A 17,409-nucleotide genomic window follows, 5' to 3' on the forward strand; every position below is an offset into this window, starting at 1 on the left:
GTGCGAAATCCGCCGTGACCGATCCGGGGACACGGACCGTCGTTCGACGGGCCGTGGGACGGTCAGGCGGTTGCCCAGCGTCGCGGGGGCGTGCTGGGCCGTACGTCCGGCGGGGGGTGCCCGTACGGCTTACGGGCACCCCCCGAAGGCTCCGGATCAGCCCAGGCGGGCGATCGACTTGTACTCCAGGAAGGACGACAGTCCCTCGGGGCCCAGCTCGCGGCCGAGGCCGCTGCTCTTGAAACCGCCGAAGGGCGAGCTGGTCTCGATCATGTAGAGGTTGACGCCGTAGGTGCCGGCGCGCACCTGGCGGGCGACGTCCATGCCGTGCTCGGTGTCGGCGGTCCACACCGTCCCGGCCAGGCCGTAGTCGCTGTCGTTGGCGATCCGGATCGCGTCGGCCTCGTCCTCGTACGGGATCACCGCCAGGACCGGGCCGAAGATCTCCTCACGGGCGATGCGCATCTCGTTGGTCGCTCCGGCGAAGACGGTCGGGGCCACGTACCAGCCGCGGTCGTGGGGGCGGTCGAGGCCGCCGACGACGGCCTTGGCACCCTCGTCGATGCCGATCTTGATGTAGCCCTCCACCCGCTCCTGCTGCCGCTTGGCGACCAGCGGGCCGATACCGGTCGCCGGGTCGGACGGGTCGCCGACCGGCATGCCCCGCACCATCGCCGAGACCGCGTCCACGACCTCGTCGTAGCGGTTGCGCGAGGCCAGGATGCGGGTCTGGGCGATGCAGGCCTGGCCGTTGTTCATCAGCGAGGCGATCGACAGGAAGCCCATCGCGGAGGGCAGGTCGCAGTCGTCCAGGATGATCGCCGCGGACTTGCCGCCCAGTTCGAGCGTGCAGCGCTTGAGCTGCTCGCCGCAGATCGCCGCGATGCGGCGCCCGGCGGCGGTGGAGCCGGTGAAGGCGACCTTGTCCACGCCCGGGTGGGAGACCAGGTGCTCGCCCGCCTCGCGTCCGGCGGCGACGATGTTGACGACGCCGTCGGGGATGCCGGCCTCCTTGACCATCTCGGCCAGCGGGTAGGCGTCGAGCGGGGTCTCCGGCGCGGGCTTGACCACGATCGTGCAGCCCGCGAGGAGGGCGGGGGCCAGCTTGATCATGATGACGAACTGCGGGACGTTCCACGGGACCACGGCGGCCACCACACCGACCGGCTCGCGGCGTACGGTCACGGAGCCGAACGTGCCCGGGCGCTCCTCCTCGACGGGGAAGGTCTTGCCGAGCTCGGCGTAGTACTGGAGCATGCCGAGCGGCTGCGGGGCCTGGGCCATCTGGGAGAAGGTGATCGGGGAGCCCATCTCCAGCGTGATGATCTCGGCCATCTCGCCCTGGCGGGCCGCGTAGAGCTCGGCGAGCCTGGACAGGACGGCGGCGCGCTCGGGCATCGTCATCCGGGGCCAGGGGCCGTGGTCGAACGCCTGGCGGGCGGCGGCCACCGCCCGGTCCATGTCGGCGGCGGTGCCGTCGGGGACCCGGCCGACGACCTCCTCGGTGTGCGGGGAGATGACGTCGATGGTGCCGGTCCCGGCGGGGGCCACCCAGTCGCCCCCGATGAAGAGCGTGTCGTGCTGGCGCATGATGTGTTGCCTCCTGGTGGGCGGGCCAGAGTCACAATTTGAGCGAATGCTTGCTTGGATAGTGTCATCCGCAGGGAAGGGCGCCACAAGCCCCACCGCTGCTTGAGACCGAATCATGTTCTGTCGCTGATGGCAAGGGTGACAGAAGTCTCTGCCGGAGTCTCTGTCGAATGGGCGAGGTGGGGCGCCCTGTGCGAGGATTCATCAGGGTTAAACCAGTGACACGTCAGGAAATGTTTACTCAAATCACCCTAAATGGGCAGATGGTTCGTCAATGGTGCGCGAGTTCCTCCGTTCCGGTGGCGAGCTTCAAGATCGTCTTCTATAGTTTCGCTCCGTCCAAGAGGGGGGCGCCGGAGGTGAGCGAAGCGTGAGACCGACTCGCTCAGCGATTCTGGCCGCCCTGCTCGCGGTGCTGCTCCTGTCGCCGACCGTGGCGGGGGCGGCCCCGCTCCGCGCGGCCAGGCCGAACCCGGAGGCCGAGCTCAAGAGGCTGACCCAGGAGGCAGCCGAGATCAACAAGAACTACCGCGGCCAGGTGCAGAGCCTGGAGGAGACCCGGGTCCAGGCCAGCAAGGCCACCGTCAACGCCAGAAGCCTCAAACGCGCCCTGGTGGCCGCCGAAGCCGACATCGTGCGCTTCGCCCAGACCGCCTACATGGGCGGCGCCCTGGACGACGGCAGCCTGCTGAGCTTCCAGGGCGACCCCAGCATGGCCCTCAGCCAGGCCGCCACCATGTCCTACCTGGCCAGCCGCCGCGCCACCCAGCTCAACCGGGTCAAGAGCCTCATCAAGAAGGCCAAGACCGCGGAGAAGACCGCCGACGCGAAGATCGTCGCGCTTAAGAAGGACATCGCCGACCTCAAGCGGCAGCGGGTCAGGATCGAGGGACTGCTGGCCAAGTACGGCTTCCAGACCCCCTCGGGCAACGGCGGCCTGACCCCCCGCACGGTCACCATGCGCAACGTCGTGCTGCAGACCTTCCCCATGCCCTACGGCTACGGCTGCCTCCGCCCCGGCGACCCGGGCGACCACGGCACCGGCCGGGCCTGCGACTTCATGATGAGCACCGGTGGCCGCGTCCCCACCCCCGATGCCCTGGAGCGCGGCAACCGCCTCGCCCAGTGGGCCATCGACAACGGCAACAAGTACGGGGTCATGTACATCATCTGGCAGCAGAAGTACTACGACGTCCGCACCGGCGCCGGCTGGAAGATGATGTCCAACCGGGGCGGCAACACCGCCAACCACATCGACCACGTGCACATCTCGATGTTCTGAGCTGCTGGGCCCCTGACCTGCGGTGATCTCGTCATGTGGGGCCTTCAGGGCACATCCAGGGCACTTCACGCTTGATGATCTTCAGCTGGCACGCGATAGAAGGTAGGGGCGGGCGCGTGCCCGGAGAACCTCGCCCGAGGAGGATCGCGGTGCCCCTGATCTCTCGCAGCGACTGCGAGCTGAACGCCTACGACCGCACGTTCTTCGTGGTCGATGTGACGTTCGCCTACGATCCCGGTGACTTCCCGGGCGGCGGCTGGTTCGGAGCGATCACGAACTGCTGCCGCGTCTCCGCGGACGACGACCGCGTGAGCATCCGGCTTGAGGCGTGGGACGACGTACCCGAGGAGCAGCGCGAGCCTTGGGCGTGTTCCGGCCCGAAACCGGAGAGATCTGCGCGGCGGAGTTCTACACGGACTCGCAGGACGGGTTCCTCCTCCTGGACGAGTAGGTCCTAAGTCCGATCAGTTGATCGAGTGATGGACTGGGCGGTGGCCCGGTTGCGCCCGTAGGTCACCCGGCGCGGCAGGGGGCCGACGAATAGAGGCAGATGGGAAGTCGGCTTTCCGCATCCAGCACTACCCGGTCGCCCAGCGGTTCCCCGAGCCGGACGACGCCCTCGCCGGATGCGCCGACGCCCATGCACAGGCCGTTGCCGATGCGCTGTTGGCCCTCGATTCCGAGGACCACGACGTCGGGCCGCTCGTTGGCCCGCAGGTGGACGGTCGGCATCTTTCGGCCGAGGCAGACGCCGTAGTCGTAGTTCACCCGCAGCGTGCGCTCGTCGAGCACCTCGAAGCCGCGGACGTCGCGGGGCAGATGGTCACCAACGGCGTCTTCGACGGTGCCGAGCGTGGCCCGGTCGACCGCGACGTGGTCGATCGGGCCGGGCAGGTTGGAGAAGTACATCCGCCACGCCGGGACGGTGGCCATGCCGCGCAGGGTCCGCAGGCGCATGGTCGTGAAGGTGGCGCCGGTCATCTTGTACGCCCGATCGTCTTGGCTGGAGGCCTCCTCCTCGTAGGGGGACAGTGCGATCAGCGCCTGGCGTGCGCTGATCACGGAGACCTGCGTGGTGGAACCGTCGTCCCAGCGGATACGCGCCTCGTCCGGGGTCGGGGGGAGCGGGCCGGCCACGGCGAAGCCGTACTCCTCGTCACTGGAGATCCGCTGCTCCACGTCGTGTGGCATCTTGCTCAGGTCCTCCGTCGGGACGAAGCCGTTGCGCCAGATCTCCGCCGCGCCACTGGTCCGCCAGGTCCAGACGGCGCGGGCGGCGTGGTCATCGAAGGTGAGCTGTCCGACGAGGAGGTGGCCGCCGCTGACGAGCAGAGTCAACATCAGGAGCGTCACGAGTAATCGCAGCATCCGAAGATTATCGAGGGTCCCTGGGACCGACAGGGCACCCTGTAAGGCCGGCTCGACCTCGAACCGCACGGTGCCCGTACCCCGAGCTCGGTGCGCGGGACCACGTATCGCTCAGCGCCTCCTGGCACTGAGCGCTGCCATTTGGCCACAACCACGCCACCGCCCAGCCCATCACTCGATCACTGAGGTGATCTCAGCGATTTTCATTTCAGGTAGCTGTGTTCGAAGTGGGTGAGAACGAGTGCGGCTTTGACGATGTCGCCGATTCTGCTGGGGGCGACGGTGATGCGCTGGGGGGTGCGCCGGCGTTGTGTGAGCAGGGCGAAGCCTCGTTCTCCCAGGCAGCGCAGGGCGCGCAGGGGTGCGTTGCGGGTGCGGGTGTCGAGGGGCCGACCGTCGGCAGGTTGTCTGACCGGGGTGAGAGTGCCGATGCCGGCGCCGTCGTAGCCGGAATCGGCCAGGGTGGGAAGCCCGTCGGCGGCGGTCTTGTACAGCGCCCCCAGGACGTGTGCGCGGGCGGCGGCGCTCGGCCGACAGCAGCAGGGAGAGGTGGCAAACCAGCTCCCGAGGGACGTCGAGCGTGGCACGATAGGTGATCACGTGGGGCTTTCTGGACTGAAGAAGACTTGTGGTGAGACCTCTTCTACCGAAAGCTCCACGCCTATTTCATAGGCATCGCGATCCATCCCGATTCATGTCTGTCGACGTCGCTTTGAAGGCATCGAATCACAACTGCCCTTATTGATCCTGCCGAGATCACCTCATTGAGGGCTTTGTCTTTGTATTGCTGCCCACATCGTGGGCTACGCCTGCTGCGCTTCAGTGTCCCTTATTAGTACACGAATAACTCCACGACGGGTTTCAGGGAGATCCGCGCCGAGGCGTGCCAGGACACTTGCTGCATTACCCTGCCCCTCCCTAATGAGCCCTAACAGAAGGTGCTCGGTACCGATATGTACGTTTCCGAGCTGGGCGGCCTCGTGGCGTGACAACTCCAGGATCCGCTCCCCCTGCCGGGCAAAAGAGACCTCCCCTGTAGGTTCGTGATCCCCCTGTCCTATCCGCTGTTCAACCCTGGTTCGTACGTCCTGAGGGTCGATCCCCAGTTCTATTAGGACGGCTGAAGCAATCCCTGCATCAAAGCGGGTCAGCGCCAGCAGTAGGTGTTCAGAAGAGACCTGTCCATGGCGATGGGCGGCAGCCTCCTCCTTGGCCAAGTCGAGAACCTGGGTTGCGTTCTCGGTGAGCAGGCGATCTAAGGGCATGCGTAAGACTTTCCTTCTTCTCCACACTCTCCGCATGGATTTTCTCCTATATACGGGACTGAATCGAAGATCCGGACGTCAAGCATATTATCTTACATGGTGAAATTTCACTGGGCAATACTAAGGTGATATCAATGAATTCCCGGTAGGTGGCCGTGCTCGAAGTGGGTGAGGACGAGAGCCGTGCGGGCGATGTCGCTGATTCGGCTGGGACTGACGGTGATGTGCTGGAGAGTGCGCCAGCGGCCTTTAAACAGGGCGAATCCGCGTTCGCCGAGGCAGCGCAGGGCGCGCAGGAGTCGGTTGTAGGTGCGGTTTTCGGGGCTGAGGGTCTGGTGGTCGGCGGGTTGTTTGATTGGCGCGTGGATGCCGGCGCCGTCGTAGCCGCCTGTCAGCGAGGGTGGGCAGGCCGCGTGCGGCGGCGTACAGCGCGCCCAGGACGTGGGTGCGGGCGGCGGTCAGGTCGTGGACGGAGCCGGGCTCGACGTCGGCGATCCACAGCGGCAGTCCGCTGGGTGCCGACAGTGCTTGGAGGTTGCCGGCGGTGGGCCTTGCCGGTGAAGGCGGCCCTCAACACATTCGCGATCACCTTCGACGGACGCTTGTCAGCCGGCCAGAAGTAGACAACCAAAACGATCAGTTACACCGTTTGATTGGCTCTGGCTCACTTTCGGTGGTAACGGAACGTGTGCATCAAGCTGACGTCGAGGAGCTGGGCCTCCACGATGTGGCCGGCTCGGGCTAACGAGCCCGATGGCTACCTTCTCGGCTCGTACCGCATCGCCACCGCCCCCGAGGGGAACTCCAGCCGGCTCACGAGCTTCAAGTCGACATACTTCGATAGCCCCGAGAACAATGCCGGCCCGTGGCCCGCGAGCCGGGGATGCACCACGAACTCGTATTCATCGATCAATCCCAGCTCCGCCAACGCCAGCGGCAGCTTCACGCCTGACACGAACAGTCCCTTACCCGACTCCTGCTTGAGCTGCTGAACGGCCTTGCCCAGATCCCCGCGCACGAGCTCCGCGTTCCAATCGACCCGCTCCAGGGCGCTCGACACGACGTACTTCTTCACCGCGTTGATCGTCTGGGCGAAGGGTTCCATCCAATCAGGCCTCGACCCCGTCGGCGCCGGCGGCCGCCACGCTTCCTCCATCATTTCGTACATCACCCGGCCAAAGAGAAGTGCATCGGCCCGGTCGAGGTTCTCGGTGTGGTGACGATGCAAGTCTTCGTCCGCGGGAATCGCACGATGATCGCAGCACCCATCCAATGTGACGTTGATGGAATACCGAAGGGGTCGCATTTCGCTCGCCTCGTCGCGTGTGGTCATGGGCGTGGTCTCCTCGTGGCCGGCGGATCCGGTCTGATGAGGGACGCACCACAAGCGGTACGTCGCCCCGGTCATGGCCAGCAGCATATGGGGAGCTACCCCGGCTATGCCGGACGCGGATTTGGCCCGGACGCGGTACGTGCGGTCTGCCGGTATGGCTTCGAGAAAGAGAATCACGCGGCTCACCATCTCCACCAGAAGGTCTGATTCGTTGACGAAGGCCGACTGCGCCAAGTCTTCCGGCACGAAGGTAGGTGGTGCGACAAGTACACGACGGGCCTGGTCGAAGACGAGCTTCACTGACCCGGGTCAGCTCCTCGATGAGCATCGCCTGAACGCCATGATCCAGTAAATTCGCAAGGTAAGTCTGACCAGAATCCGAGCCCCGCGGCCGGATATACCTTGCGAGCAGCACGTCAAGAAATCGGCCGCTCGCAACCTTCAGCTGGATCGGACAAGGAAAGTCGGAACGGCGGGGCTTCTTCGCGTTTCTGGCAGGATGATCTCCCTGCGTCCCCCCACGAAGGACATCCCCATGAGGCGATGGCTCGCCCTCGCAGCCGCCACCCTGATCGCATCCGTGTCCGCCGTCGTACCCGCGGCCGCGCAGACCGGCCCGCCCGACCCGGCGCAGGCGGTCAAACGGCAGTTGCGGGCCCAACACGGTGTGCAGATCGCCGAAATCTCGCGCACGATCTTTAAAGACACGACCTCGACCCGAGACCGGCTCACCAGCAGGCTCCAGCTCGGCCCCGCCGGTCCCGTCGCCGTCGACACCTCTATGCAGTCGGTGCTTGACGCGAAGAGCGCGAAGGCGGCGGAAACCAACGAACTGCTGGCCGACCTGGCAAGCCCGTTCCACATGACTGTTGTCAGCGGGTATCTGTACATCTCCGGCATCTACTCGCTACCTCAGGGCAAGACCTGGTCGAGGTCAGTGCTGCCAAGGTCCGCCGTCGACTATGCCAGCCAGCAGACGGCGGTTAACGTGTTCGACCCGGCTGCCTTAAAGACCCTGCTGAGGGGGGCGACGGTCAAGCCGGTGTCTGGCGGGTTCTTCTATCAGGGCACACTTGCCAAGCCGAAGATTTATTGGCGTTTGTGGACTGATGCCACGGGTCTGCCCAAGCGATTGTTGACCAACAAGCGTGTGGCCGGCGAGAACAGGCTTGCGAAGATCGAGAGGGTCGACACCCGTTACACCGATTGGGGGATGCCGCTCGTGGTTGTTCCTCCGCCGGCCGATGAGGTGATCGACTACGAGGATCTGGAGGATCCCTTGGGTCTCTCCGTGCCTGAGCCGAAGGAGCTCATCAACACGTTGCGGTAATGACCAGGGAGCCTCGCTTGTCCTTCGGCGGAGGATGGGCGGGGGCTCCTCGTGCGGACGGAGGTCAATTCTTCGAGCGGACCGCGAAATCGACCGATGCGACCGTGTCGCCTGCGACTTCCAAAACCCATCGGTAGATATGCCCCGGTTGAAGAGGCAACGGCGGAAGCGCCATGCAGAAGGCGGCGTTTAGCGGGATCTTCCCGCCCATGCCGTCTAGCTGTGTTGCCTCTGACACTGTGAATGCCCCGTCGAAGCTCAAGGGCTGGTCACTGTCAGCAAAGGGGCGCACGTCCTGGTCCGCTGCATCAACCAGGCGGAGCCGGAACTGGATCTCTCCACTCAGCTCACCCCACGGCGCACGGAGAAACGCAGAGATGGCCGCCGGTGGAACGTTCGGACCCGTTATCGACCAGCCGGTGCCCAGCAAGTCGACCTTGCTCGAACCCGTGTCCGCGTTCGCTGCGTCCGACAGGAGGAGAAACGCCTCCATCAGCTCACCGCTCTCAGCCTCATCGATACGGCCGGACTTAGGCTGCCGGTACGACAGATCTGTCGTACCGGCAGCCTTTGTCCCATTCTCAAGGAGGAACAGTGAGACACCAGGAGCGTCTGTGGCACCTCGTCCGGTCATACGGCATGGGCCAGGAGTTCCTGGCCGTATGGGTGGAGAACTGGGGAGTGCGTGACACCGCGCGGCTCATGGGCGCGGATCTCGGGAGCGAGGTTCAGCTGAGCTGGGCGGAGCTGGGACAGAACAGCTTCCCCGAAGACCGCGGTGTGGTGTGGATCGGTCAGCTGAACGACAGGTGGACCCAGGTGCTTCAGTACCAGGGCGTCGAGTCCATCGACGCTCTCGCCGAGTTATCGACGGGAGGCCGGGCGCTCGGGCTGAGCCGGCACGTGAACGACCCGGGAACCATCCTGTATGCGGTCAACGGCGGCTACGTGACGGAAATGAACATCACCCGGCCCAAGGGCCGTCGCGGAAGCGACCCGCACGCCCTCGACGCCTACGCCGAGGGCCTGCGGCTCGACTGGGCCGACACGAGCTGGCGAACCGACCCTGACCTCCCCGCGGGCTGGCTCGAGTACGCCGAATGGTCGGAGACGCACGCCGAGGAGGACGAGGACGAGGACGTGCCCGACGAATGGGGGGACCTGATGCAGCTGTCGCTCGACGGCTACAGCCCGCCCCTCGCGGAGTGCGTCACCTCCGCCTTCACGCTCATCGGCAGAGTCACCGGCCGGGAGTTCGGCCGCGACTGGATGCGGGGCGCGCATTCCTGCTATCTGATCGAGTAGTACTGAGTCGAAGATCAGTCGGGTTGGGCGGGACCGTACGGGGTCAGGTGATCAAGGAGCATCGCCACGGAACGGTCTCCTGCCTTTCGTCCCTGCCCCGTGAGAGCACCGAAGACAGCGACAGGTCATCGCTCAGTCTCATGATCGAGCGGGTTTCGCGCATGGCTGGACCCGGCGCTGGAGGCCCTCCAGATCTGGGAGCACAGGGCACATGGGCACGAGAAGCAGTGAAGGCCAAAAGCCCGGCTTAGAACGCTTTCCAGGGGATCACCGCAGGTCGGTCACCATGACGGAGCAGACTCGATGTGCTGAAATGGAAAAGGAACCAGGATCGCTGATTCAGGCCCCTTCGCCGTGCCGGGGTCGTTTCCCTGCCAGGAGGCCGACGCGGGTCAGGCGTAGCGGAAGATAATCAAAAAAGGTGCCTACGGCCATCAAGAAGATGGCCGTCGCACCGATGACCAGGCTTCGGAGCCGGTAGTGATGGTGAACACCTGTGCCGGACGATTGCGGTGCTCCAGGACGTGGTTACGCCCTGACGCCTTCGAAGCGCCCCAGGCGCGTCGCTCAGCGCTCGCGCCGGCGCCGGGCCTTACCGCTCACTCCGCCGAACAGCGCCAGGCCCCTCACCACGACCACTGGCGCCGACGGGTCGACGTCTGGGCTGCTGTGCACGTCGAAACCGCCGAAGATGCCGATGCCATGGCAGCGCACCTCCGTCCCCTCGGGCACGATGATCTCGGCCCCACCGAAGATCGCGTTGACCGTGATCTCGACCTCTTTCGCCTCGAACTCGGCGTCGGTCAGGTCAAACCGCAGGCCGCCGAAGACGGCCAGCGCTTTGGTCCGCCGCCGCATCCGCCAGCGGCCCTTGCGCTCGGCACCGCCGAAGATGGCGACGATGTTCTCGGGCTTGGAGTTCGCATCCGGCAGGTAGGACACCGGGGTCGCGGCCGGACGGTGCCGGTCGACCTGTAGGTCGCGGGTGAGGACCTCGAGCTCCCCCACGGTCTTGGCCTGGTAGAGCCTGTCCAGGCGCTCGGAGTACTCCTCGTGGCTCAGCTGACCGGTGCTCAGGGCTTCACCGAGCAGGGTGCTGACCTGCTCCCTATTGCTGTCCGAGGCGCGCAGGTGTGACATCTGGGAGTCCCTACGCTGAGGGGGATTTTCCATGCTGGCCACGATAGTTCTCATTCATCCTGACGGGGAGCTTGCCAGGGGGTTCGGTCACGTCCAGCTCGCCCGCGGCCTCTGGATGCCGACGAAGGGCCGGCAGTGTGGCGGCAGGCCGGGGAGCGGGCTCGGTCCGGCAGAGAGGGCGGGTGCGGCGAGCGGGGCGGGGAGACGGGCCGGCCGTAAGGCCGGCACCGCGCCCCGACCCGGCTCAACCGGCAGGTTCCACCGGGCCGGGCCGGAAATCGTCAGGACCGCCAATTGAGGGATCTGGACACCGCGCCCCACGATGGGCACCCCGTGCCATCCGCCCGATGTGAGAGGTTCACATGTCTTCGAACGCCCTCGCCGTCTCGGTCGTCTACCCGTTGCAGATCAGCCATCCGGACGTGGTCGTGCCGTTCGCCGACTTCGTGCTCCGTTCGGGGGCTGAACGCCTGTGGCTGGGCCAGTCACTGAACGTGGACACCCACCTGGCGGCCGCCTACCTGGCCGGGCGCGGGCTGCGCGTGCCGATGGGCTCCAGCGTCACGCTGCTGCCGCTGCGCCATCCCTACCAGGCCGCAGTCGAGGCCAGGTCGCTGGCCGTGCTCACCGGCCGGCCGTACGTCGCGGGCTTCGGCGCCGGTGACCCGGAGTTCACGGCGAACCTGGCCGGCCGGCCGTACCGCAGCCCCCGGCGGGCGGTCGAGGAGTACCTGTCGGCGGTACGCGCCCTGCTCGACGGCCGGGCCGTCGAGCACGAGGGCGAGCACTTCACGGTGCATGGCATGCTGCTGCCCGCCGAGCATCCTGGGGTCGAGGTGGGCGCGGGCGTGCTGCGGCCCATGATGGCGCGTACGGCGGGGGCGGTCGCGGACGTCGCAATCACCTGGCTGGTGCCCGCCGGATATCTGGGCGGCGTCCTGCTCCCGGCGCTGCGGGCCGGGGCGCAGGGTCGTCCCCGGCCGCCCCGGGTGGTGTCCGTCGTGCACGTCGCGGTCGAGCGGCCGGGGCGGGACATCGGGCGGCTCGTCCGGGTGGCGACCGGCGCGCACCTGGAGGCCGGGCACTACGCCGACATGCTGCGCCGGGCGGGGGTTGAACTGGCGGGTCTCGGCCCGGCGGATGTCTCCAGGGCACTGCTGGACGCCGGGGCGTTCGTGGCGGGCAAGCCCGACGAGATCGCGGCCGAACTGCGCCGGTTCCACGAGGCCGGCGCGGACGAGGTCGTGCTCAACTCCTGCGGCGTGCTGGCCACCGAGGGTCCCGGCGCGGCGCTGGCCGACCTGGCCGATGTGCTGGCGGCCCTCGAGTAAATCGGCGTAATCGACAATAGAGCCATGTGGTCCTGAAATGTCAGGATGAATGTGTGTGACAGAGTCCGGCGCCGGAAGAGGAAAGCCGGGCGGGCCCCGACGGTTGAACGCCGGAAAGACCACCCCGGATTTCCGCTCGTCACATGCGCCAGCCCATTTGGCCTAACGGCCAGAAATGAAAAGGTGGAGACACATGTCTGCTGTCAGGGACCAGTTCGACCTGGACGTCCGCGTCGCCAAGCCCGGGGACATCGCCGAGCCCGACTCGATCAGCGTGGTGACCCGTCTGGTCTGCACCCGGGTGACCTGCCGTAGCTGCACCTGTGTGAGCTGCATCACGCAGTGCCCGCTCGGCTGCTGGTAGTCCGCTGAAAGGGTCCGCCGCGCTGGAATCTCGGCGGCCCCGCCCGAGCCGCCGTGTCCGTGCAGAAAACTCGCGGGCACGGCGGCCGCACACCGCGGGAACGGCTCAGGTAAGACGGGTCGCGATTTCGGAAAGCCGTGCCATCCGAAAACGGCAATACGCCCGGCGAGCCGTCGGCGCGTCATGTGCGTCACGAATGACGGCCTCCGGAATCACGTCCCACAATATGCCGTCCGGCCCGCGAGCCAGGAATAAGGAAGCGTTTTCCGATCGTCGCGTCGGAAAGCCGTGTTCGGGGGTGTGGATGGATCCGCCGCGCTGGAATCACGGCGGGCCCACCACTGAAGCCGCCGTGCCCCGCCAACGCCTCACGCCGCGGGTACGGCGGCCACCTCTCATTAAAGCTTTTTCCACCGGCCCTGTCGCCCGAGGTGGCGATCAGGAGTCCGCCGACCGGCGTCCCGGCTCCCGGTTCGTTACCGGGATGCGCCCCTCACCAGGCCCGCCGGTTGCGCGACCCATAGGGAGATCCGTGAGCACACTTGTCGAATCCGGGCACGTCACCAAGGCGCTGTCCGAAGCGGCCAGGAAGACCGCCGAGCTCATCGCGCGCAGGCTCGCCGACCCCGAGGTGGTGCGGTTGGCCGTGGCCAGGTCCGAGCAGACCGCTCGGTACCCCTTCGGCTGGGGCGGTGCCTCCCTGTACTCGGGACACGGGAGCAGCGCGCTGCTGTTCCGCCAGGCCGCCAGAGCGCTGCCTGACGACGCCGAGCACTGGCGGGACCTCGCCCACGAACAGGTGGTCACCGCCGTGCGCAGCACTCACGAGGAGCCGCTGGCCGACGCCGGTATGGCCGCGGGCACGGCCGGTCTGGCGCTCGTCCTGGCCGACGCGGCGAGTGACGACCCGCGGTACGAGGCCGCCGCCCGCGGTCTGGACCGCAAGCTGGCCGACCAGGTGCTCACCGCCCCGTCCTGGCGGCGCGCCGGGGGAGCCGGTGGAGTGGCCGACCACGACTACGACGTGATCGTGGGCGCCACGGGCAGCCTCACCAGGATGGCCGACGCGGACTCGGCCGAGCCCGTCGCCGCGGAGGCCGTCCGCCGACTGATCGACGATCTGCTGTGGCTGTGCGACGGGACGGGGGAACGCCGGCCGTGGTTCATACCGCCGGAGTTCTTCCCCGCGGAGGACTACCACGAGGCCTATCCGCACGGGTACGTCAACCTCGGCCTGGCCCACGGGATCCCCGGCCCGCTGGCCGCGCTGGCCCTTGCCCGGCGCGCCGGGCACGGCGGCGAGCCGGTGCGCACCACGATCCGACAGGTGGCCGACTACCTCGTGGACGCCGCCATCGCCGACGAGCACGGCCCCAGCTGGGCCATGGGGATCCCGCTCGACGCCTCCGGCGCGGAGCACCGGCACGGTCTTGCCCCGGCCCGGGTCGCCTGGTGCTACGGCACCCCCGGAGTGGCCTGCGCCCTGCTGCACGCCGCCGACGCGCTGGACGACCACGCCCTGCGCCGGTTCGCGAGCTCCGCGCTGGAAGGCGTGCTGCACAGGTTCGCCGGCGAGGGCCACTTCAGTTCGGCCACCCTGTGCCACGGAGCGGCCGGCCTGCTGGCGATCTGCGCGCGCTTCGCCAGGGACACCGACAGCGCCGTGGCGCGCCGGACGCTCCCCGTCCTCACCGAGGCCGTGCTGGAGCACTGCGACCCCGACCTGCCGCTCGGCGTCCAGGACCTCGAACAGCCGGGCGTCCTGCTGGACAGTCCCGGCCTGCTCACCGGTGCCGCGGGGGTGGCGCTCGCCCTGTGGTCGGTGTCCGTGTCGGCGTCCACCCGATGGGAACGGGCGCTGCTCATCAGCTGACCGAACCCGGCGACAGAGCGACGAGAGCGACGGAGAGGGCAACCGATGACGAACACCCCCGCATCCCGGCTGTACACCCCGGCCGGATTCTTCCTGCTGCGCGCCCCCATCATGCCCGTCCAGACGTTCACCGGACTGCTCTCCGGTGACGGTGGCGCGGACGGCGCCAGGGAACGACTCAGGTCGCTCAGCGAGCACCCCCGCTTTGTGCAGGCGCTGCACGTGGCCAGCCCGAGCATGACCGCGGGTCTCGCGCACCTGTCCGGCGCCGACGAGAAGCGCGTGGCCCGGGCCTACTCGACGCTGCTGCGGTACGGGACCAGGATGGCGACCAGGCCGACGCCCTATGGCCTGTTCTCCGGCGTGGGCGGGGGCCGGTTCGCCGGGACCACCTCCCTCCACCTGGCACGCGACCCGCTGGCCCGCACCCGTACCCGGGCGGACGCCGGCTGGCTGCTGTCCCTCATCAAGGAACTGGAAGAGGACGACACGCTGCGCGACGGTCTGCACGTGGGCGTCAACCCGATGCTGTACCGGGTCGGGGACCGTGCGGTGCTGTCGTTCGCCGACGTGTACGGCACGGCCGACAACCGGCACGTGGGGTTCCGGGTCACGGCGCCGGTCGAGCTGGCGCTCGGCATGGCCGCCGTGCCGGGCACCACGTACGCCGAGATTGCCGAGCGGATCGCCACCGACGTGCCGGGCGCCACCCCGGACAAGGCCCGTGCCCTGCTGGCCCAGCTGTGGGACCTGCACGTGCTGATCAGCGATCTGCGGCCGGCGATGACCGCGCCGCTGTCCGAGCTGGATCTGCTCAAGCGGCTGGACGGCGTCGCGGGCACGGAGGCGGTGCGGGCCGGCCTCACCGAGGTCAGAGAACTCGCCGACGCGATCGACGACGCGCACGGTACGGCGGGGACCGCGGCGCTGGACCGGCTGTCCGCCCGGCAGCGCGCCATGACGCCCGGCAACACCCGGGAGACCTACCAGGTCGACGCCGCCCTCGCGGCACGCGGCGAGCTGTCCCGGCAGGTCGCCACCGTGGCGGCGGAGGCCACCGACGTGCTGCTGCGCCTCGGCGTCACCCGGCGCCGTCCGCACCACATCGTCGAGTACCACAGCGCCTTCCTGGAGCGGTACGGCGTGGACGCCGAGGTGCCGCTGCTGGAGGTGCTCAGCCCGGAGACCGGCCTCGACGCCCCGCCGACGTACACCATGCCGCCCCGTGCGGTCCCGCTCGCCGCGGTCCCCGAGGAGGACAGCCGGCGCAGGGACCTGGTGTTCGCCTCCCTGGCGGCCGACGCGCTGCACCGCGGGCTCGCCGAGATCGAGATCACCGATGACCTGCTCGCCCGGCTGACCGCCTGGCGGCCCCCAGGGGAGCGGACCGCGCTGCGGCCGTCGCTGGACATCTACGGGCAGATCGCGGCCGAGTCGCCGGCCGCGATCGACGCAGGGGAGTGGCGGTTCGTCGTCTCGCCGGGCGCGATGACCGACGGCGGTCGTACCTTCGGGCGGTTCTTCGACCTGTTGGACGAGGAGTCGGTGGCCCGGCTGCAGGAGTTCGCGCGCGCGGAGGAGGAACTGTACCCCGATGCGATCTTCGCCGAGTTGAGCTACGTGCCGCCGCATGGCAGGGGCGGGAACGTCACCTTCCATCCGCCGCTGCGCCGCTACGAGATCTGCATCAACACCTCGCCCTCGGTGGTCCCCGAGCACCGGATCGCGCTGGGCGACATCCTGGTGGGCGCCACCGCCGACCGCTTCTACCTGCGCTCGGCCCGGCTCGGCCAGGAGGTCTATGTCACCCAGGGCCACATGCTCTCCGCGCAGAACGCGCCGAACGTCTGCCGCCTGCTGATCGAGCTGTCCCAGGACGGCTTCATGCCGCACGTGGGCTTCGACTGGGGCCCCGCCGCGGCCGCGCCGTACCTGCCCAGGGTGGTCCGCGGCCGGGCGGTGCTGCACCCGGCGCAGTGGACACTCACCTCCCGAATGCTGGGCGAGGGCGACTTCGGCGCCGGGCTGGCGCGGTGGCGGGAGACCTGGCGGGTGCCCAGGTACGTCTACCTGTCCTGGATGGACAACCGGCTGCTCCTGGACCTGGAACACCCACTGTGCGCGGCCGAGCTTGAGGAGGAGCTGCGCAGGGCCGAGCGTGGCGGCGCGGGGAGCCCTCTGGTGCTCCAGGAGATGCTTCCCGGCATGCCGGAGGCGTGGCTCGGCGACGACGCCGGCGGGCGGTACCTGAGCGAGATCGTGGTGCCCATGCTCGCCAGGGATCCGGCGCAGGTACGCCGCCCCCCGATCTCGCAGGTGCCCCCCGCCGGCACCCTGCCCGCCGTGCCCCGCCGCCGCCTGGTGGGCGACGAGTGGGTCTACCTCAAGCTGTACTCCGCGCTCAACCAGCACGACGACGTCATCGTCGGGCCGCTGCGGGAACTGGTCGCGGGGCTGCGCGCGGACGGCCTGATCGACCGCTGGTTCTACATCCGCTACTGCGACCCCGGCCCGCACCTGCGGGTGCGGGTGCGGGTGCGGGGCACGGACCCGGCGGACATCGCACAGGTGACCACCCGGTGCATCGCCTGGGCGCGGGAGTGCGTCAGGGCCGGCCTTGCCGCGGACCTCGCCCTGGTGGGCTACGACAGGGAGATCGAGCGGTACGGTGGCCCGCTGGCGATCGGCACCCTGGAGGAGGTCTTCACCGCCAACAGCGACGTGTCGGCCGAACTGGCGGCCCTGCTACGGGTCGGCCTCCAGGGGCTGGAGCCCGACGTCCTCGCCGTCATGGCCGTGCACCACCTGTACCGCGACTGGGGCCTGGACCCGCTGCGGATCGCCGGCGACCAGGAGATGGACATCGCCGATCCGATCCGCAAGCGCTTCCGGCAGATCCAGCGCACCCTGTGCGACCTGGTCGAACCCTGGGACCGGCACCCCGATCCGGTCGCCCGGGCACACCTGGGCACGCTCCGCCAGGTCTTCGCGCTCCAGCGGGACACGTTGGCCGCCGCAGGCACACGGGTACGGAACCTGGCGGACGAGGGCCGCCTGGTCGGCGACGAGCGGCGCATCCTGGCGAGCCTGGCCCACATGCAGATCAACCGGCTACTCGGAATGGACCAGGACCGCGAGCGGGCCGTCCATGCGCTGTGGCTGCTCGCCATCCGGGCCGTGCGGGGACGGCCCCGGCGGTGAACCTTTGTCAGACGTTTCTGGGTAACG

At 68.2% G+C, this 17,409-nt stretch carries 16 protein-coding genes; 8 read left to right on the forward strand and 8 right to left on the reverse strand.

The window, feature by feature from the left end:
* Positions 1–156: 156 nt before the first annotated feature.
* Complete coding sequence (locus ABT130_RS10055; RefSeq protein WP_350914882.1) at positions 157–1,590, reverse strand: aldehyde dehydrogenase; 1,434 nt, start codon at positions 1,588–1,590, stop codon at positions 157–159.
* Between the two features lie 370 nt (positions 1,591–1,960).
* Between ABT130_RS10055 and ABT130_RS10060 the strand changes: the two genes are divergently transcribed.
* Positions 1,961–2,872 carry a coiled-coil domain-containing protein gene (locus ABT130_RS10060; protein WP_350954390.1) on the forward strand — a complete coding sequence of 304 codons (912 nt, stop codon included), beginning with the start codon at positions 1,961–1,963 and terminating at the stop codon, positions 2,870–2,872.
* 149 nt (positions 2,873–3,021) lie between these two features.
* Complete coding sequence (locus tag ABT130_RS10065) at positions 3,022–3,330, forward strand: hypothetical protein (RefSeq protein WP_350954392.1); 309 nt, start codon at positions 3,022–3,024, stop codon at positions 3,328–3,330.
* A gap of 55 nt (positions 3,331–3,385) precedes the next feature.
* Here ABT130_RS10065 and ABT130_RS10070 read toward each other — a convergent pair whose 3' ends face one another.
* From ABT130_RS10070 to ABT130_RS10090, 5 genes are all read right to left on the reverse strand, one after another.
* Entirely contained in the window at positions 3,386–4,240 is an 855-nt protein-coding gene (locus tag ABT130_RS10070; protein ID WP_350954394.1) for a hypothetical protein, read from the reverse strand.
* A gap of 203 nt (positions 4,241–4,443) precedes the next feature.
* Positions 4,444–4,827 (reverse strand): transposase family protein, encoded by a 384-nt coding sequence (locus ABT130_RS10075; RefSeq protein WP_350954396.1) that lies wholly within the window; start codon positions 4,825–4,827, stop codon positions 4,444–4,446.
* 216 nt (positions 4,828–5,043) lie between these two features.
* Positions 5,044–5,541, reverse strand: coding sequence for a Clp protease N-terminal domain-containing protein (locus ABT130_RS10080; protein WP_350954398.1), 498 nt, complete (start codon positions 5,539–5,541; stop codon positions 5,044–5,046).
* Positions 5,542–5,636: 95 nt separating this feature from the next.
* On the reverse strand, positions 5,637–5,900 hold the full coding sequence (locus ABT130_RS10085) for a transposase family protein (RefSeq protein ID WP_350954437.1): 264 nt from the start codon (positions 5,898–5,900) through the stop codon (positions 5,637–5,639).
* Between the two features lie 362 nt (positions 5,901–6,262).
* Complete coding sequence (locus ABT130_RS10090; RefSeq protein WP_350954400.1) at positions 6,263–7,138, reverse strand: dihydrofolate reductase family protein; 876 nt, start codon at positions 7,136–7,138, stop codon at positions 6,263–6,265.
* Positions 7,139–7,373: 235 nt separating this feature from the next.
* Between ABT130_RS10090 and ABT130_RS10095 the strand changes: the two genes are divergently transcribed.
* Positions 7,374–8,168 carry a hypothetical protein gene (locus tag ABT130_RS10095; RefSeq protein ID WP_350954402.1) on the forward strand — a complete coding sequence of 265 codons (795 nt, stop codon included), beginning with the start codon at positions 7,374–7,376 and terminating at the stop codon, positions 8,166–8,168.
* Between the two features lie 64 nt (positions 8,169–8,232).
* Here ABT130_RS10095 and ABT130_RS10100 read toward each other — a convergent pair whose 3' ends face one another.
* The gene (locus ABT130_RS10100; protein WP_350954404.1) at positions 8,233–8,661 is read right to left on the reverse strand and encodes a DUF6941 family protein; all 429 of its coding nucleotides are present in this window, start codon (positions 8,659–8,661) and stop codon (positions 8,233–8,235) included.
* Between the two features lie 101 nt (positions 8,662–8,762).
* Between ABT130_RS10100 and ABT130_RS10105 the strand changes: the two genes are divergently transcribed.
* Positions 8,763–9,473: a hypothetical protein gene (locus tag ABT130_RS10105; protein WP_350954405.1), complete on the forward strand. Its 711-nt coding sequence runs from the start codon at positions 8,763–8,765 to the stop codon at positions 9,471–9,473.
* Positions 9,474–10,040: 567 nt separating this feature from the next.
* On the opposite strand, the gene ABT130_RS10110 is transcribed toward ABT130_RS10105, so the two are convergent.
* Positions 10,041–10,646, reverse strand: a complete 606-nt coding sequence (locus ABT130_RS10110) for a DUF1707 SHOCT-like domain-containing protein (RefSeq protein WP_350911988.1) — start codon at positions 10,644–10,646, stop codon at positions 10,041–10,043.
* A 329-nt stretch (positions 10,647–10,975) separates the two neighbouring features.
* Here ABT130_RS10110 and ABT130_RS10115 point away from each other — a divergent pair, with 329 nt between their 5' ends.
* The 4 genes from ABT130_RS10115 to ABT130_RS10130 all read left to right on the forward strand — a co-directional run bounded on the left by ABT130_RS10115 (position 10,976) and on the right by ABT130_RS10130 (position 17,382).
* On the forward strand, positions 10,976–11,944 hold the full coding sequence (locus ABT130_RS10115) for an LLM class flavin-dependent oxidoreductase (RefSeq protein ID WP_350954407.1): 969 nt from the start codon (positions 10,976–10,978) through the stop codon (positions 11,942–11,944).
* A gap of 193 nt (positions 11,945–12,137) precedes the next feature.
* Positions 12,138–12,308, forward strand: a complete 171-nt coding sequence (locus ABT130_RS10120; RefSeq protein WP_350911992.1) for an FDLD family class I lanthipeptide — start codon at positions 12,138–12,140, stop codon at positions 12,306–12,308.
* A 532-nt stretch (positions 12,309–12,840) separates the two neighbouring features.
* The gene (locus ABT130_RS10125) at positions 12,841–14,181 is read left to right on the forward strand and encodes a lanthionine synthetase C family protein (protein WP_350954409.1); all 1,341 of its coding nucleotides are present in this window, start codon (positions 12,841–12,843) and stop codon (positions 14,179–14,181) included.
* Positions 14,182–14,226: 45 nt separating this feature from the next.
* Positions 14,227–17,382 (forward strand): lantibiotic dehydratase, encoded by a 3,156-nt coding sequence (locus ABT130_RS10130; RefSeq protein WP_350954411.1) that lies wholly within the window; start codon positions 14,227–14,229, stop codon positions 17,380–17,382.
* The last annotated feature ends 27 nt before the right edge of the window (positions 17,383–17,409 follow it).

The sequence above is a fragment of the Streptosporangium sp. NPDC001681 genome (genome assembly GCF_040298085.1).
GTDB lineage: Bacteria > Actinomycetota > Actinomycetes > Streptosporangiales > Streptosporangiaceae > Streptosporangium.

Coding starts and splice junctions, on each gene's coding strand:
- ABT130_RS10120 (WP_350911992.1), top strand. CDS start 12,138: ATGTCTGCTGTCAGGGACCAGTTCGACCTGGACGTCCGCGTCGCCAAG.
- ABT130_RS10100 (WP_350954404.1), bottom strand. CDS start 8,661: ATGGAGGCGTTTCTCCTCCTGTCGGACGCAGCGAACGCGGACACGGGT.
- ABT130_RS10130 (WP_350954411.1), top strand. CDS start 14,227: ATGACGAACACCCCCGCATCCCGGCTGTACACCCCGGCCGGATTCTTC.
- ABT130_RS10115 (WP_350954407.1), top strand. CDS start 10,976: ATGTCTTCGAACGCCCTCGCCGTCTCGGTCGTCTACCCGTTGCAGATC.
- ABT130_RS10095 (WP_350954402.1), top strand. CDS start 7,374: ATGAGGCGATGGCTCGCCCTCGCAGCCGCCACCCTGATCGCATCCGTG.
- ABT130_RS10070 (WP_350954394.1), bottom strand. CDS start 4,240: ATGCTGCGATTACTCGTGACGCTCCTGATGTTGACTCTGCTCGTCAGC.
- ABT130_RS10055 (WP_350914882.1), bottom strand. CDS start 1,590: ATGCGCCAGCACGACACGCTCTTCATCGGGGGCGACTGGGTGGCCCCC.
- ABT130_RS10110 (WP_350911988.1), bottom strand. CDS start 10,646: ATGGAAAATCCCCCTCAGCGTAGGGACTCCCAGATGTCACACCTGCGC.
- ABT130_RS10080 (WP_350954398.1), bottom strand. CDS start 5,541: ATGCGGAGAGTGTGGAGAAGAAGGAAAGTCTTACGCATGCCCTTAGAT.